Raw genomic sequence first — 15,147 nt, 5'->3', positions numbered from 1 at the left:
CGCACCACTGGGGTGCTGTGAGCAACCCGGGAGTACGCACCACTGGGGGCTGTGAGCAACCCGGGAGTACGCACCACTGGGGTGCTGTGAGCGACCCGGGAGTACGCACCACTGGGGGCTGTGAGCAACCCGGGAGCACGCACCACTGGGGTGCTGTGAGCAACCCGCGAGTACGCACCACTGGGGGCTGTGAGCAACCCGGGAGCACGCACCACTGGGGTGCTGTGAGCGACCCGCGAGTACGCACCACTGGGGGCTGTGAGCAACCCGCGAGTACGCACCACCGGGGGCTGTGAGCAACCCGCGAGTACGCAGCACTGGGGTGCTCAGAGCAACCCGGAGCACGCACCCCCGGGTGCTCCCGCACTCGCGGCCCCCGGGTGCTCCGCCCGCTCCTCCGTCGCGACCGCTTTGCGCGCTCCCACCCACCCTCCGCGCATCCCCGGTGCGATCCTGGCCGGCTCATCGCCGGTGGTGCGCGGATTCCTGCCGGCTACCGCCGGCGGCGTGCGGGCTGGTCGCGCCCACCCAGCCGGCGTGCGTCTCGCGGGAGCTTCTCCGGGAGCACACGAGTGGGCGAGCCCTCGTGTGCTGCCGCGGCAGCTCCTCCGCCGACCGTACGTGTGGAACCGCCGCGCGGCAGCTGCTTCGCCGACCGTACGGGTAGGACGACCCGCGTCCGCTCGTTCGTCGCCGCCTAGATGTACTCGGGCCGGCGCTGGACCGCGGACAGGATATGGCGACCGCGGACAGGAAATAACATGTCCGCGGTCACCACAAGCTGCCTGCGGCACGACCCTGCCACCCTGACCGCGCCGCCGTCCTGACCGCGCCGCGCTGACCGCGCCGCCGGTCGCCATGTCCTGGCCGAGTCGAGCTGGCGGGCTCGGCAGGGGGTTGGCAGCCCGCGGGTGCGCCGATCATCGGAAACTCTTCGTCGCTGGGTGCACATTTGTTTCCGAAGATCGCGATGATCGGCGCCGTCGTCGTCCAGCATCAAGAACCGGCACCCTACAACCCCGGCGACCACTACCCGCCGCCCGGACTCACAGAGCACGACCAGACCGCCACACCCCCAAGACCACAGCGCTCGCCTGTCACCAACCTCATGACCGAGTACACCTAGAGGTAGTTGCTGAGTTCGATCAGGTTGTGGTCGGGGTCGCGGAGATAGACGCTGAGGATCGGGCCGGTCGCGCCCGTGCGCTCGATCGGGCCTTGCTCGATCTCGACGCCGTGAGCGATCAGCTCCGCGCGTACCTGCTCGATCGGGTCGTCCACGATGAAACACAGATCGGCGGTGCCTGCCCCCGGATGCCGCGCCTTCGGTTCGAACTCATGTCCGACCTGATGCAGGTTGATCTTGCTCGTTCCGAAGCCGAGTGCCCGCCGCCCGCCGGTGAACGTGATCGGCTCCATCCCCAGCACCCGCTGGTAGAAGTCCACCGTCACGTCCAGATCGGCCACGGTCAGGACCAGGTGATCCAGTCGATTCACCTTCATACCCCCAACCCTATTTGTAGGATCCGGTATGGCTCTGGACTTGTTCGCCGGGATCTCGGTCAGTGACTACGCGGCCGCGGTCGACTGGTACACGAAGCTGCTGGGCGCGCCGCCGAGTTTCCTGCCGAACGACATCGAGGCGGTCTGGGAGGTCGGCGACCACCAGTTCCTGTACATCGAGGTGGTTCCCGAGCACGCCGGCCACGCTCAGCACACCCTCTTCGTCGAGGACTTCGAAGCCCGGATCCAGGCGATCTCCGACCGCGGCATCGAGCCGGCCAAGCGCGAGACCTACGAGAACGGCGTACGCCACGTCACCTACTACGACCCCGACGGCAACGAGATCTCCTACGGCGGCGCCCCACTGGAGTAACGCCGGTTGTTCAGGGTTCGTGGTCGGCGCGGTGGCGGACTAGGTCGGGGAGGAAGTTCTCCAGGTTGCCGATCTCCTCGATGTGGTGGCGGATCCAGGCTGCGAGTTTCGGGGCGGGGAACGCGCGGGTGTGCGCCATGTTGTTGAGGTACAGACCGCCCAGCAGCGTGGTGTCGCCCAGTGTGAGGCGGGTCGTGTAGCGGCTGCCGCCGTGGTACGGCTCGAACTCGTTCTCGAGCCGGACGATCGACGTACCGAGGATGCGTTTGGAGATGATCGCGAACTGCTGGTCGACCGTTTCGACTGTCACCTGGAGATCGATCAGCTTGGCGAGGTCACGGCCCAGCGCCTCCTTGATGTGCAGCCGGGCGCCCGGAGCGACCACCTTGCCGGGGGTCGTCAGCTCGTACGAGATGTGGTCCAACGGGTGCCAGACGAGGTACCGCGGCCAGACCGCCCCGGCGTACCGCATCGTCCCGGGCACGTGGCCGTACCACCAGGCGAGCATTTCCGGCGTCACCTGGTCGAGCGGCGCGTGCCGGATCGTGACGACGGTCCGCCCGCCGTGGGGTGACGTCGACACCTGCGCCGACTCCGTCGGCCGCAACGGCCACAGAACAGGCCGCGGAGCAGGGAGATCCACAGCATCCATCCCCCCGCCGTGCCCCAACCCCATCACCGCAAACCCTCAGTCTCGAACCGCGATCCGATCCACCAATTCCCACGCCAGCACACGTACGTCGACCACCGTCCGCCCCTCGAGTTCGGCCCGCAACAACCGGTGGATCCCGTCGAGGATCGTGACCCGTCCGTCCGGTCGGCGTACGACGTCCAGCGGGTGACTCAGGTCGGCCGCCATCGTCCGGTCGTACTGCTCGCGGTACCGCATCGGATCATCCGCGACCTGGTACGGCGTGACCTGGAACGGCCGGCCGTCGTACGCCCAGAATGGGAGGTCGAGATGCCCGGCGAGCTCAGACAGTGGAACGCGAAGAGTCGGCAGTTCCAGCTGGTGGAGGAGCGAGAGGTCCCAGTGAAAGTCGAGGATGTACGACGACAGCTCGGGCGGGACCTGATCCGCCAGGGGGAAGGGACGGCGGGTCACTCGTAGATCTTGCGCAGCCGGAGCGTCATCGAGTTCTCGATGTGTTGGGTCATCGCGGACTCGGCGGCGGCGGGGTCGCCGGAGGCGATGGCGTCGACCAGCGTGCGGTGTTCGGTGAGGACCTCAGGGCCGATGTCGCGGTCGTAGTGGAGGCGGAAGATGTGCAGGTGGCAGTGGGTGCGCTCGAACGCGAGCCGGACCTGCTCGCTGCCGGACAGCCCCGCGATCAGGGAGTGGAAACGGTTGTCGTGCGCGGTCAGCGACTTGTAGCCGGCGTAGTCGACCGACGTCGGCTCGACCGCGTTCGCCAGCTCGGTCCGCAGCCGGTCGCGCCCGTGGTCGTCGATCAGCTCGGCCGCCCGCCGTGCCGCCCACGGCTCCAGCAGTAGCCGGAACCGGTACAGGTCGTCGAACTCCTCCAGCGTGAGCAGCGGTGTCGCGCGGTACCCCTTGAGCGGCTCCTTGACCGCCAGTCCCTCCGACTCCAACCGCGCCAGCGCTTCCCGCACCGGTGTCGACGACACCTGGAACTCGCGCGCCAGCCCGTCGATCGAGATCCGCGCGCCGGGCCGGATGACGTGGTCCATCAGCATCGTCTTGATCGCCTCGTACACGTCGTCGGCGAGCATCTGCCGCCGGAGCAGCCGCCGGTCCTGCGGCGCCACGGTCCCGAGGGTGGGTTCCGTCATCGGCTCTCTCCGGATCCTGGTCGCGGTCTTGACCCGGCCGGTCGTCTTCGGCAGGGTGGCACTGTAATCATGCATCATGCACGATTCGACCCGGGCTAGCTACGGGAAGGCAGAAAACGAATGGTGAGGTTCGAACAGGTCGGAGTCCTGCCCGAGCCGGGGGACAACGTTGCAATCGCCTCCCGCCGGCTCGAAGCCGGGACGGAGATCGAGCTCGGCGACGCTGTGGTCGCGCTGCCACACACCGTGCTCGAAGGGCACCGCTTCGTAGTCACCCCTGTGGCTCCCGGTGAGGCGCTGACCTCCTGGAACACCCCGTTCGCCCGCGCTTCCCGCGATCTGGTCCCGGGCGACTACGTGTGTACGCCGACCAGCCTCGCGGCAGTCACCGCCCGCGGGGTCGAAGGTCTCCCGGACGAGCCGTCGGCTACGAACGAGCCGCTCGACCCGTACGAGCTGGACGAGTCCGCCCTGAACTTCGGCGCGCAGGTGACCAGCGTCGAGCAGCCCGGAACGTTCCTCGGCTACCCCCGCGAGCAGGGCCCGGCCGGCACCCGCAACCACGTCGTCCTGATGGCGACCAGTTCCCGCAGCAGTGGGTTCGTCACCGAGCTCGCCCGTCGCTTCGACGGCGCGGCCGCCGGGGACGGCGTCGTACCCGTGGCTCACACCGAGGGCGGCGAGGACGAGGCCCCGAACAATCTGCATTTCCTGCTCGCGACGCTGGCCGGCTTCACGCTGAACCCGAACGTCGGCGCCGTACTGATCGTCGACACCGAGGACGACGTGGTGTCCGGCCAGGCGATCAAGGACTTCATGGCGGAGCACGACTATCCGTCGATCAAGGTCCCGTACGCGTACTTCACCCGCAGGGCCGGCTTCGAGCACGACCTCTCCGAAGCCGGCGCGCTGGTCGAGCCGTGGCTGCCGGTCGTGGACGCCCAGCAGCGCGAGGAGGTCCCGCTCGCCGACCTCAAGATCGCCTTGCAGTGCGGTGGATCCGACGCGTTCTCGGGGATCTCCGCCAACCCGCTGGCCGGTCTGGTCGGTGCGGAAGTGATCAAGCACGGTGGCGCCGCCGTACTCGCGGAGACCGACGAGCTGATCGGCGCGGAACCCTACGTGCTGAAGAACGTCCGCGACCTCGCGACAGCTCAGCGGTTCCTTGCCACCATTCGCTCGTTCAAGGAACGCGTCGGCTGGCACGGTCACACAGCGGAGGGCAACCCGTCCGGCGGCAACGTGTACCGCGGCCTCTATAACATCGTCCTCAAGTCGATCGGCGCCGCGCGGAAGCTGCCACGCGAAGTGCGGCTGGACCACGTGATCGACTACGGCGAACCGCTGCCCGGCAACGGCTACATCTTCATGGACAGCCCCGGCAACGACCTCGAGTCGGTCGCGGGCCAGATCGGCAGCGGCTGCAACCTGATCTTCTTCACCACCGGGAATGGCTCGATCACGAACTTCCCGTTCGTGCCCACGCTGAAGTTCGTCACCACCCACGACCGGTACGAGCGCCTGCACGCCGAGATGGACGTGGACGCGGGCCGCTACCTCACCGGTACGCCGATGGCCGAGCTGACCGCGGACACCTTCGACCTGACCGTCCGCGTCGCGTCCGGCGAGCTGAGCGCGGGGGAGCGGGCAGGCCACAGTCAGGTGTCGATCTGGCGGAACTGGAAGCAGAGCGGTCCGCGCGAAGGCATCTCGATCACCACCGACGGCCGGATGAGCCGCAAGCTCGTCGACCTCCCGGCCGAGGACCGTGACGCTCCGCTGGACGGTCTTTCGCTCGCGGGTCTTGGCTCCACCGACCGGACTGCCGTACGGCTGTTGCAGGTTGACAACCGGTTGGTGCCGGAGGCCGTGGGGCTGATCCTGCCGACCAGCTTGTGCTCGGGGCAGATCGCACTCCGGCTCGCGGCGCAAGGTGAACTGGAGAAGTGGGCCGGCGACGCGGTCACGCGGATGGTCGCGCTGCCGCACACCGAGGGCTGCGGCAGCAGTGGCGGTGCTTCCGAGGAGACGTTCGCGCGCACGATGCTCGGCTATCTGCTCCACCCCAACACGCGGATGGCGCTACTGCTCGAGCACGGCTGCGAGAAGACCCACAACGACTACTTCCGGTCGCGCCTGGTCGAAGCCGGCGCCGACCCGTCCCGCTTCGGCTGGGCGAGCATCCAGGCCGACGGTGGCCTCGATGCGGTCGGCGCGAAGGTGCGCGACTGGTTCAACAGCTTCGACCTGGACGCTCCGGTCGAGCACGCCGGGACCCTCGGCGACCTCACCATCGGGTTGGAGGCGCGTGGCCCGCTGACCTCCGAGACCGCGGAGGCGCTGGCGCTGGTCGGTCGCGACATCGTCGGCTCTGGTGGATCCGTCGTCCTCTCGTCCCGCGGCGGACTGCTCGCGCACGATGTCTTCCGTCGTACGGCGTTCGGCTCTGACGCGGCCGTGGGGCCGACGATCGCGCACGGCCAGCGGTTCGCGGTGCCGGGGTGGCACGTGATGCGGATGCCTGGCACGGACTGGATGGAGACGGCGACCGGCTTCGGTGCGTCCGGCGTCCAGCAGATCCTCGCGCACGTTGCCGGCGGCACCTTGTCCGCACAGCGGTTCGTCCCGGTCGTTGAGTTCAGCAACGATCCCGAGACGGTGGCGAAGTACGGCGACGACCTCGACGCGGTGGCCACCGGCAACGCCGCGGACCAGGCCCGGATCGGTCTGGACACCATCGCTGCGGTGGCGAGCCGGCAGTTCGTTCCCAAGGCGGTTGCGTCAGGCAACGTCGGCTTCCAGATCACCCGCGGTCTCCTCGGCACCTCGATGTGAAAGGCAGCTCTATGCATTTGGTCCGTTACCAGTCCCCGGACGGTCGGCCCGTCGTCGGTGTGCGTACCGATGACACCGTGGCGCCGGTCGAAGGCGTCGGCAGCTTCGCGGAGTTGCTGCGGCTCCCGCTCGACGACCTGAAGACAGCGGTCGCCAAGCTCGGGGAGCCGGTCCCGGTCGACGGCCTGAAGTTCCTGCCGCCTCTCGACAGGCGGGGTGAGGTCTGGTGTGCGGGCGTCACCTACGAGCGGTCGCGCGGTGCCCGGATGGAGGAGAGCACCGAGCAGTCCGTGTACGACAAGGTCTACACGGCCGATCGGCCGGAGCTCTTCCAGAAGGCCCCGGCCTGGCGCGTCGTGGCCGACGGGGAGCCGGTCGGCATCCGGGTCGACTCGGGTCACGACGTACCCGAGCCCGAGCTCGCGGTCGTCGCCAACAGCCACGGCGAGATCGTCGGCTTCACGGTGTGCAACGACATGAGCTCGCGCTCGATCGAGGGCGTGAACCCGCTGTACGTGCCGCAGGCCAAGCTGTTCGCCGGTGGTTGTTCGCTGGCGGTCGGCGTCCGGCCCGCCTGGGAGGTCGCGAACCCGAAGGACCTGAGCATCGACCTGGTCATCGAGCGCGACGGCGACGAGGTGTTCGCGGGTACGACGTCCACCGCGAAGCTGGTGCGGGAGCTGCAGGATCTGATCGACGCCCTGTTCGTGCCGAACGACTTCCCGGACGGCGTGATCCTGGCGACCGGCACCGGGATCGTGCCCGAGCTGGACTTCGCGCTGGCCGAGGGCGACGTCATCACGATCACGATCGCCGAGCTCGGCACGCTGACGAATACGGTGGCCGTCGGCCGGGAACCGTTCGCGTTCCTGGCGACCGACAACCTGGAGGAGAAGCGATGATCCCGGACACCACCCCCGCCGAGCTCGAGCAGGCGCTGGCCGGCGCAGCGGCTGCCGCACCGGCGCTGGGCGCCGCGGAGCCCGCTGTACGGGCCGGGTGGATCCGCACGGTAGCGGACGCCCTCGACGCGGCGGCGGACGAACTGGTGCCGATCGCGATGCGGGAGTCGTCGCTCCCGGAGGCGCGGCTGCGGGGCGAGGTCGCGCGGAGCACCGGCCAGCTGCGGATGTTCGCCGAGGTGCTGGAAGAAGGTTCGCTGCTCGAGGTCATCATCGACACGGCGGACGCTCAGGCGAAGCCGGTACCGCGTCCGGATCTGCGCCGGGTCCTGGTGCCGCTCGGACCGGTGCTGGTGTTTGCCGCCAGCAACTTCCCGTTCGCCTTCAGTGTCTGTGGCGGTGACACCGCCTCTGCTCTGGCTGCCGGGTGTCCGGTGATCGTCAAGGCGCACCCCGGTCATCCTGAGCTGTCCGCGCGGACCGCCGACGTGATGATCGCGGCGCTGGCCTCGGCCGGTGCTCCGGCTGGTTCGTTCGGTCTGATCCAGGGCTTCGACGTCGGCGTGACCGCGCTGAAGGACCCGCGGATCACGGCGGCCGGCTTCACTGGCTCGGTCCCGGCCGGCAAGGCGCTGCACGAGATCGCGGTCACCCGGCCGGAGCCGATCCCGTTCTACGGGGAGCTCGGCAGCCTGAACCCGGTCTTCGTCACCCAGGCCGCGATCGATGCCCGGGGCAAGGACATCGCGACGGGGTACGTCGGCTCGTTCACCCTCGGCGTCGGTCAGTTCTGCACCAAGCCGGGACTGCTCTTCCTGCCCGCCGGTCATGATCTGCAGGACGAGTTGGCGTCAGCGGTCGGTGGAGTCGCCGAGGCGCCGATGCTGAACGACCGCATCAAGGACGGCTTCGGTTCAGGCCTCGACCGCCTGCAGAAGGTCGACGGCATCCGGGTCTGGGCCTCCGGTGGCGCGACGTTGCTGCAGACAACGGTCCCCGAGCTGCTCGCGCGTCGTGACGAGATTCTCGAGGAGTGCTTCGGGCCGGTCTCGATCGTTGTCGAATACAGCGGCGTGGAGGAACTCCGCGCTGCTGTCGAGGCCTTCGAAGGCAATCTGACCGCGACGCTGCACGCCGAGTCGTCTGACACCGAGTTGGCCGCGGAGCTGCTGCCGTTGCTGACGGCAAGGGCTGGACGGGTGCTGTGGAACGGCTGGCCGACCGGTGTGGCCGTGTCGTGGGCACAGCACCACGGCGGGCCGTTCCCGTCGACCGTCGGCTCGATCCACACCAGCGTCGGCGTGACCGCGGCCCGCCGGTTCCAGCGACCGGTTGCCTACCAGGACACGCCGGATGCGGTGCTGCCCGACGTACTCAAGGATGCGAACCCGAGCGGTATCAGCCGCCGGGTGAACGGGACCGTGACTACAGGTGAGGTGTCTCGATGACCGATCTGCCACCGACCAGCGACCCGCGCGACGCCTCCGTGCCGCCGGGCAGCGGGGATCCGACGCCGGAGAAGACCGGCACGACCGGCGAGCCGGAGCGTCCCGACGCGCCGATCGGGCGGCGGAGTTTCGACCACTGGTTCGGTGAGAAGGACCGCAACGGCTTCATCCACCGGTCCTGGATGCGTGCGCAGGGCTTCTCCGACGAGGTGTTCGACGGCCGCCCGGTGATCGGCATCTGCAACACCTGGTCCGAGCTCACCCCCTGCAACGCGCACCTGCGCCGGCTGGCCGACTCGGTGAAGCGCGGCGTCTGGCAGGCCGGCGGGTTCCCGCTCGAGTTCCCGGTGATGTCGCTCGGCGAGACCATGCTCCGGCCGACCGCGATGCTGTTCCGGAACCTGCTCAGCATGGACGTCGAGGAGTCGCTGCGCGGCAACCCGATCGACGGGGCCATCCTGCTGACCGGCTGCGACAAGACCACACCGGGCTCGATCATGGGCGCCGCGAGCGTCGACCTGCCCACCCTGGTGGTGACCGGCGGTCCCATGTTGAACGGTAAATTCCGCGGCTGCGACATCGGCTCGGGTACGGCGGTCTGGCGGTTCACCCAGGACCGCAACGCCGGCCGGATGACCGAGGCCGACTACGCGGCGGCCGAGTCCGGGATGTCCCGCAGCAACGGACACTGCATGACCATGGGGACGGCGTCCACGATGGCGTGCATGGCCGAGGCGCTGGGCCTGCAGCTGACCGGTTCCGCGGCCATCCCCGCGGTCGACTCCCGCCGCTACTCGATCGCTCAGCAGGCCGGTCAGCGGATCGTCCAGATGGTCCACGAGGACCTCAAGCCGAGCGACATCCTGACCCGTGACGCCTTCGCGAACGCGGTCCGGGCGAACGCGGCGATCGGTGGCTCGACCAACGCGGTCATCCACCTGCTCGCGATCGCCGGCCGGGTCGGCGTCGACCTGACGCTGGACGACATGGACGAGTGGGCCCGCGGCGTGCCGTGGCTCGTCGACCTGCAGCCGTCCGGCAAGTACCTGATGGAGGACTTCTACTACGCCGGCGGCCTGCCCGCGGTGATGAAGGAGATCCTGCCGCTGATCAAGGCAGACGCGATCACCGTGACCGGCAAGACCATGGGCGAGAACGTCGCCAACGCGGAGCGGACCGACTGGAGTGGTCAGGAGGGTCAGCCGGCGACCGCCGTGATCAGGCCTGTCGGCGATCCGCTGGGCAGTGGCGCGGGAACCGCCGTACTGAAGGGGAATCTCGCGCCGGACGGTGCCGTGATCAAGCAGTCCGCGGCGTCCGAGCGGTTGTTGCAGCATCGCGGTAAAGCACTGGTGTTCAGCAGCATCGAGGAGTACGACAAGGCCGTCGAGGACCCGGATCTCGACGTCGACGAGGACACCGTGCTGGTGCTGCAGAACTCCGGCCCGCGGGGCTACCCGGGGATGCCCGAGGTCGGCAACATGACCATCCCGCGCAAGCTCGCCGAGATCGGTGTCGACGACATGGTGCGGATCTCGGACGCCCGGATGAGCGGTACGGCGTACGGCACCGTCGTACTGCATGTCACGCCGGAGGCGGCTGTTGGTGGGCCGTTGGCGTTGGTGCGGACCGGTGACTGGATCGAACTGGACGTGCCGGCGAGGCGGTTGCATCTGGACGTGCCGGACGAGGAGCTGGAGAAGCGGCGCGCCGACTGGCAGCCGCCGACGCCACCGACCGACCGCGGCTGGGCACGGCTGTACGTCGACCACGTGACCCAGGCCAACCAGGGCTGCGACCTGGACTTCCTCATCGGCCGGACCGGTTCGGCCGTAGCCAGGCAGAGCCACTGATGACATCCGCACAACAACCCCCGAGCGAAGCGAGAGGTTCGTCTTGGGGACCTTTCGAAGCGATCCGGGGGCTCCGGCCCACCGGTGTGATCCCGCAGGTCACGCCGATCCGCCGGTTGCTCTCGGACGTCCCGACCTCGGCAGATCCGTACGCCGAAGCGCAGGCAGCGCTCGAACCCCTGCGATCCCGCATCGCACCTGATGCGCGGATCGCCGTGACCGCGGGCAGCCGTGGCATCCACGACCTCGTCCCCGTGGTCAAGGCGGCCGTCGACTGGCTGAAGTCGGTGGGCGCCGCGCCGTTCGTCATCCCCGCGATGGGATCGCACGGCGGCGCGACCGCTGACGGTCAGAAGGAGATGCTCGCCGGGCTCGGCATCACGCCGGAATCCGTTGGCTGCCCGATCGAGGCGACCATGGAGACGGTGGTCGTCGGCACGCTGTCAGACGGCACCGAGATCCACCACGATGCGATCGCCGCCAAGGCGGACGGCGTACTCCTGGTGAACCGGGTCAAGCCGCACACCGACTTCCGCGGCCCGATCGAGAGCGGGATCGCCAAGGTCCTCGCGATCGGCCTGGGCAACCACGTCGGTGCGGCCTCGCTGCATGCCGGCGGCATCCCGTCACTCGGTGGGAACATCGAGGCGGCCGCCCGCATGGTCGTTGCGCAGGGCAAGATCCTTGGTGGGCTGGCGATCCTGGAGAACGCGCGGGAGAAGACCGCCGCGGTCGAGCTGCTCGAGCCGGACGGTATCGCTGGTGTGGCCGAGCAGGCGTTGCTGCAACGGGCCGGCGGCCTGCTCGGCCGGTTGCCGTTCGACGAGCTGGACGTGCTGGTGATCGATGAACTGGGCAAGGACAAGTCCGGGGCCGGCATGGACACGAACGTGATCGGCCGGTGCTGGGTGCACGGGATCCCCGAGTTCGAGTCGCCTTCGATCGCGACGATCAGCGTGCACTCGCTCACCCCGGCGTCGCACGGGAACGCGTCCGGTCTCGGCCTGGCCGACGTCATCCCGGCGCGTCTGCTGGAGCAGGTCGACTTTCGGGTCAGCTATGTCAACGCCCTGACGTCCGGCGCCGGGGGAGCCCGCCGCTCCCGGTTGCCGATGGTGATGGAAGACGACGAGGCCACCGTGCTCGCCGCCGCGACGATGTGCGGCCGGCGCGACTGGTCCGAGCTCCGGCTGGCCCGGATCAAGGACACCTTGTCCCCGAACGAGTTGATGGTGACGCCGGCACTGCTGACCGAGGTGAGTGACCGCTTCGACCTGGAGATCACCGGGCCGGCGCGGAACCTGACAACGGCCGGCCGGCTCGGAACCTGGAGTGACGCATGAACCTTCGCGAGGCACACGCACTGCTGGCCGATCGTGGCTTCCGCCCGGGCGGCGCGTCCGCGCGGACGTTCCCGGACGGGGCGCCGTACAAGGTGGAGATCCCTTCGTGTGAAGGGCCGCGGGTGATGACCGCGGTACTGGAGGAAGCCAAGACCCGCGGCGTACGGATCGACCGGGTGTCGCAGGGCAGCGGCGTGATGATGCTGACCGACGGCGAGATCGAGGAGATGCTCTCGCTCGGTACGTCGGCCGGAGTCGAGGTCTGTCTGTTCCTCGGCCCGCGCGGTGCGTGGGACATCGGTGGTCAGGCCAAGGTCTCCGCCGCTGTCGGCGGTGTTGCGCGGGGCAACGAGATGGTTGCCGCGTCGCTCTGTGATGCGTTCCGGGCCGTCGAGCTCGGGGTGCGGAGCCTGCTGGTCGGGGACATCGGCGTACTGGAGATCCTCGGTGAGCTGAAGGTCGACGGGTCGTTGCCGTCGGACCTGGTGCTGAAGACGTCGGTGCTGATGCCGTTGCCCAATGCCCCGACTGCTCGGTTGTACGAGCGGTTGGGCGCGACGAGCCTGAACGTGTCGACCGACCTGCCGGTGCCGGTGCTGGCGGAGATCCGGTCGGTGACATCGGTGCCGATCGACATGTACATCGAGGTCCCTGACGATCAGGGTGGGCATGTGCGGTTCTACGACGTACCGGAGATCGTCCGGGTCGCGGCGCCGGTCTATCTGAAGATGGGTCTGCGGAACGCTCCGAACATCTATCCGGTGGGTGCGCATCTCACCGGGACGGCGGAGGCGCTCGGGCGGGAACGGGTACGGCGGGCGGAGTTGATCCTGCGGCTGCTGGCCGAACAGGATGAGGCATGACGCCTGCTGATCCACTCGTCGCCCGGTTGCGTTCGTCGCTGGGCGACAAAGCGGTTGTCGACGATCCCGACGTACTGGACAGTCATCGCAATGACCACGCGACCTTCTGTACGGCCGGCGTACCGCGGCTGCTGGTGCGGCCGTCGTCGACCGCTGAGGTCTCGGAGGTTCTGAAGGCTGCTGGGTCGTTCGGTGTGCCTGTGGTGACGCAGGGAGCCCGGACCGGGTTGTCGGGTGCGGCGAATGCGGTGGACGGCTGTCTGTTGCTGTCGACCGCGCGGATGAACCAGATCCTGGAGGTCTCGGTCGAGGACCAGGTCGCCGTGGTGCAACCGGGTGTGGTGAACGCCGACCTGTCCCGGGCTGTGCTCGAGAAGGACCTCTTCTACCCGCCGGATCCGTCGTCGTGGGAAATGTCCACGGTGGGTGGCAACATCGCGACCAACGCCGGCGGGCTGTGTTGTGTGAAGTACGGCGTGACGTCGGACTTCGTGCGTGGACTGGAGGTGGTGCTCGCGTCGGGCGAGGTCGTCCGCACCGGCCGGCGGTCGGCGAAGGGCGTCGCCGGGTACGACCTGACGCGGTTGATCGTCGGATCCGAAGGCACGCTGGGCGTCGTCACCGAGGCGACGCTCGCGCTGCGGCCTGCCCCCGAAGCCTCGTTGACCGCGGCGGCTACCTTCCTGTCCATCGAGGAGGGGATCGCTGCCGCGGCGGCGGTCATGTCCTCCGGCCTCCGCCCCTCGCTGCTCGAATTCCTGGATCGTCCGACCTTGCGAGCCATCCAGGACTATCGCGACATGGGACTCCCCGCCGACGTCGGATCGATGCTGATCGCGCAGTCCGACCGCGGCCGGCGGGCCGCGGAGGACGTGGCGCGCATCGCGGCGATCTGCACCGAGCACGGCGCCATCGACGTCGCCGAGGCGTCGGACGCCGAGGAGTCCCGGATGCTTCTCGAGGCCCGTCGCCTGGTCAACGCAGCCCTCGAACCCCTCGGTGTCACTCTCATCGACGACGTCGCCGTACCGCGCTCGAAGCTGGTCGCGCTGCTCCGCGGCATCGCCGAGATCGGCACGAAGTACGACGTACTGATCTGCTGTCCCGGCCACGTCGGCGACGGCAACATGCACCCGACCGTCGTCTTCGACCGCGACGACCCCGACGCCGAAGCCCGCGCCCTGCAAGCCTTCGGCGCCGTGATGGAACTGGGCCTGTCGCTCGGCGGCACCATCACCGGCGAACACGGCATCGGCAAACTCAAACGCCACTGGCTCGCCCAGGAACTGGGCCCGGTGGGTTTGCGTCTGCAACGCGAGATCAAGGCCGTTTTCGACCCCGGCAACCTTCTGAACCCCGACAAACTCTTCCTCTGAGTCCCCCTGCCCGGAGTCGAACCAGGAACCCGGCCTTCGGAGAGCCAGGCGAGAAATCCGTCACCAGGGGGATTCGGGTACGCCGCCTGTCGGGGCGGCGTACCCGCAGCGATTACTCCTCGACCGAGACGACGCGGACCCAGTCGGAGCAGTCGGCTTCACACCAGACGTGATCGCCACGGTGGGCGATCCGATCACGCTGTACATGCCCACAGGCCAGGTGCACCCGGCGCAGCGCATGACCCTGCTTCACTGGAGCACCGGTCCTACCGCCGGGCACTCGCTTCCTGTTCCTGAGGTCGGCCATGGCCGGTCCTCCTCTCTTCTCATGTTGTTTGTTGCCCAAGGCATCCTTGTGCGTGCAGGAGACAGGATTCGAACCTGCTCAGCCCGAAGGCGACGGGATTACAGCCCGCCCCGCCTCTCCCGCGGCGGCGCTCCTACAGGTATCGGCGGACTGCTTCGCAGTACTGCCGAAATTCGTCCGGGAACCTTTCGCTCAACCGGAGTTCCTCACCGACTACGTCCCGGTGCATCGCCGCGGCGGCCAACGGCAACGTCGCCAGCACCCATCCGGACCGGGTGAGAAGGCCGACTCCCAGGTGCAGCAGGGTGCAGCCGACGTACATCGGATTGCGGCTCACGCCGTACACCCCGGTCGTCACCAGCTCGTCCGGCTCTGCGAGCTCCGTCCGTGCGGCAGCTTTCACGGCGGCCGCAACGATCAGGCTCCCGGCTCCAACCGCTGCCGATCCAGCCGCGCGCCGGCGCATCAACCGCCACGGGCGGACCTGCTCGAGCGCGATCCCGGCCGCGATCCCCGCCAGGCCGGCTTCGGGAATCGGCACATTCCGCAG

13 protein-coding genes and 1 tRNA gene are annotated in these 15,147 nt (G+C 68.7%); 8 read left to right on the top strand and 6 right to left on the bottom strand.

Going from position 1 to position 15,147, the window contains the following annotated elements; genetic code table 11:
- Positions 1–1,122: 1,122 nt before the first annotated feature.
- A complete protein-coding gene (locus ACGFH6_RS17850) occupies positions 1,123–1,503 on the bottom strand; it encodes a VOC family protein (RefSeq protein WP_393384909.1) in 381 nt (126 codons plus the stop codon).
- 28 nt (positions 1,504–1,531) lie between these two features.
- On the opposite strand from ACGFH6_RS17850, the gene ACGFH6_RS17845 reads away from it, so the two are divergent.
- Positions 1,532–1,876 (top strand): VOC family protein, encoded by a 345-nt coding sequence (locus ACGFH6_RS17845; protein WP_393384907.1) that lies wholly within the window; start codon positions 1,532–1,534, stop codon positions 1,874–1,876.
- Between the two features lie 10 nt (positions 1,877–1,886).
- On the opposite strand, the gene ACGFH6_RS17840 is transcribed toward ACGFH6_RS17845, so the two are convergent.
- From ACGFH6_RS17840 to ACGFH6_RS17830, 3 genes are read right to left on the bottom strand one after another with little or no spacing between them, the layout of a single operon-like run.
- On the bottom strand, positions 1,887–2,519 hold the full coding sequence (locus ACGFH6_RS17840; RefSeq protein WP_393384906.1) for a hypothetical protein: 633 nt from the start codon (positions 2,517–2,519) through the stop codon (positions 1,887–1,889).
- Between the two features lie 45 nt (positions 2,520–2,564).
- Entirely contained in the window at positions 2,565–2,981 is a 417-nt protein-coding gene (locus ACGFH6_RS17835) for a hypothetical protein (RefSeq protein WP_393384904.1), read from the bottom strand.
- Complete coding sequence (locus ACGFH6_RS17830; protein ID WP_393384902.1) at positions 2,978–3,670, bottom strand: GntR family transcriptional regulator; 693 nt, start codon at positions 3,668–3,670, stop codon at positions 2,978–2,980. The genes ACGFH6_RS17835 and ACGFH6_RS17830 overlap by 4 nt, the downstream gene beginning before the upstream one ends.
- Positions 3,671–3,790: 120 nt before the next feature.
- Here ACGFH6_RS17830 and ACGFH6_RS17825 point away from each other — a divergent pair, with 120 nt between their 5' ends.
- The 7 genes from ACGFH6_RS17825 (at position 3,791) to ACGFH6_RS17795 (ending at position 14,290) form a co-directional block, all read left to right on the top strand.
- Complete coding sequence (locus ACGFH6_RS17825; protein ID WP_393384900.1) at positions 3,791–6,505, top strand: UxaA family hydrolase; 2,715 nt, start codon at positions 3,791–3,793, stop codon at positions 6,503–6,505.
- An 11-nt stretch (positions 6,506–6,516) separates the two neighbouring features.
- The gene (locus tag ACGFH6_RS17820; RefSeq protein ID WP_393384898.1) at positions 6,517–7,407 is read left to right on the top strand and encodes a fumarylacetoacetate hydrolase family protein; all 891 of its coding nucleotides are present in this window, start codon (positions 6,517–6,519) and stop codon (positions 7,405–7,407) included.
- On the top strand, positions 7,404–8,855 hold the full coding sequence (locus ACGFH6_RS17815) for an aldehyde dehydrogenase (NADP(+)) (RefSeq protein WP_393384896.1): 1,452 nt from the start codon (positions 7,404–7,406) through the stop codon (positions 8,853–8,855). Before ACGFH6_RS17820 ends, ACGFH6_RS17815 begins: the two co-directional genes overlap by 4 nt.
- Positions 8,852–10,708 (top strand): IlvD/Edd family dehydratase, encoded by a 1,857-nt coding sequence (locus tag ACGFH6_RS17810; protein ID WP_393384894.1) that lies wholly within the window; start codon positions 8,852–8,854, stop codon positions 10,706–10,708. Before ACGFH6_RS17815 ends, ACGFH6_RS17810 begins: the two co-directional genes overlap by 4 nt.
- An 86-nt stretch (positions 10,709–10,794) precedes the next feature.
- Positions 10,795–12,051: a DUF2088 domain-containing protein gene (locus tag ACGFH6_RS17805; RefSeq protein WP_393384892.1), complete on the top strand. Its 1,257-nt coding sequence runs from the start codon at positions 10,795–10,797 to the stop codon at positions 12,049–12,051.
- Positions 12,048–12,914, top strand: a complete 867-nt coding sequence (locus tag ACGFH6_RS17800) for a U32 family peptidase (RefSeq protein ID WP_393384890.1) — start codon at positions 12,048–12,050, stop codon at positions 12,912–12,914. Before ACGFH6_RS17805 ends, ACGFH6_RS17800 begins: the two co-directional genes overlap by 4 nt.
- A complete protein-coding gene (locus ACGFH6_RS17795) occupies positions 12,911–14,290 on the top strand; it encodes an FAD-binding oxidoreductase (protein WP_393384888.1) in 1,380 nt (459 codons plus the stop codon). The genes ACGFH6_RS17800 and ACGFH6_RS17795 overlap by 4 nt, the downstream gene beginning before the upstream one ends.
- Before the next feature lie 360 nt (positions 14,291–14,650).
- Here the strand turns inward: ACGFH6_RS17795 and ACGFH6_RS17790 are convergent.
- Positions 14,651–14,734: transfer RNA gene (locus ACGFH6_RS17790), tRNA-Tyr, on the bottom strand.
- Entirely contained in the window at positions 14,731–15,138 is a 408-nt protein-coding gene (locus ACGFH6_RS17785; protein WP_393384886.1) for a methyltransferase family protein, read from the bottom strand. The genes ACGFH6_RS17790 and ACGFH6_RS17785 overlap by 4 nt, the downstream gene beginning before the upstream one ends.
- Positions 15,139–15,147 lie beyond the last annotated feature (9 nt).

Source organism: Kribbella sp. NPDC049227, assembly GCF_043197265.1.
Classification (GTDB): Bacteria; Actinomycetota; Actinomycetes; order Propionibacteriales; family Kribbellaceae; genus Kribbella.
The sequence above is the reverse complement of the archived record's forward strand: the minus strand, read 5'-3'. Positions and strand labels throughout refer to the sequence as shown.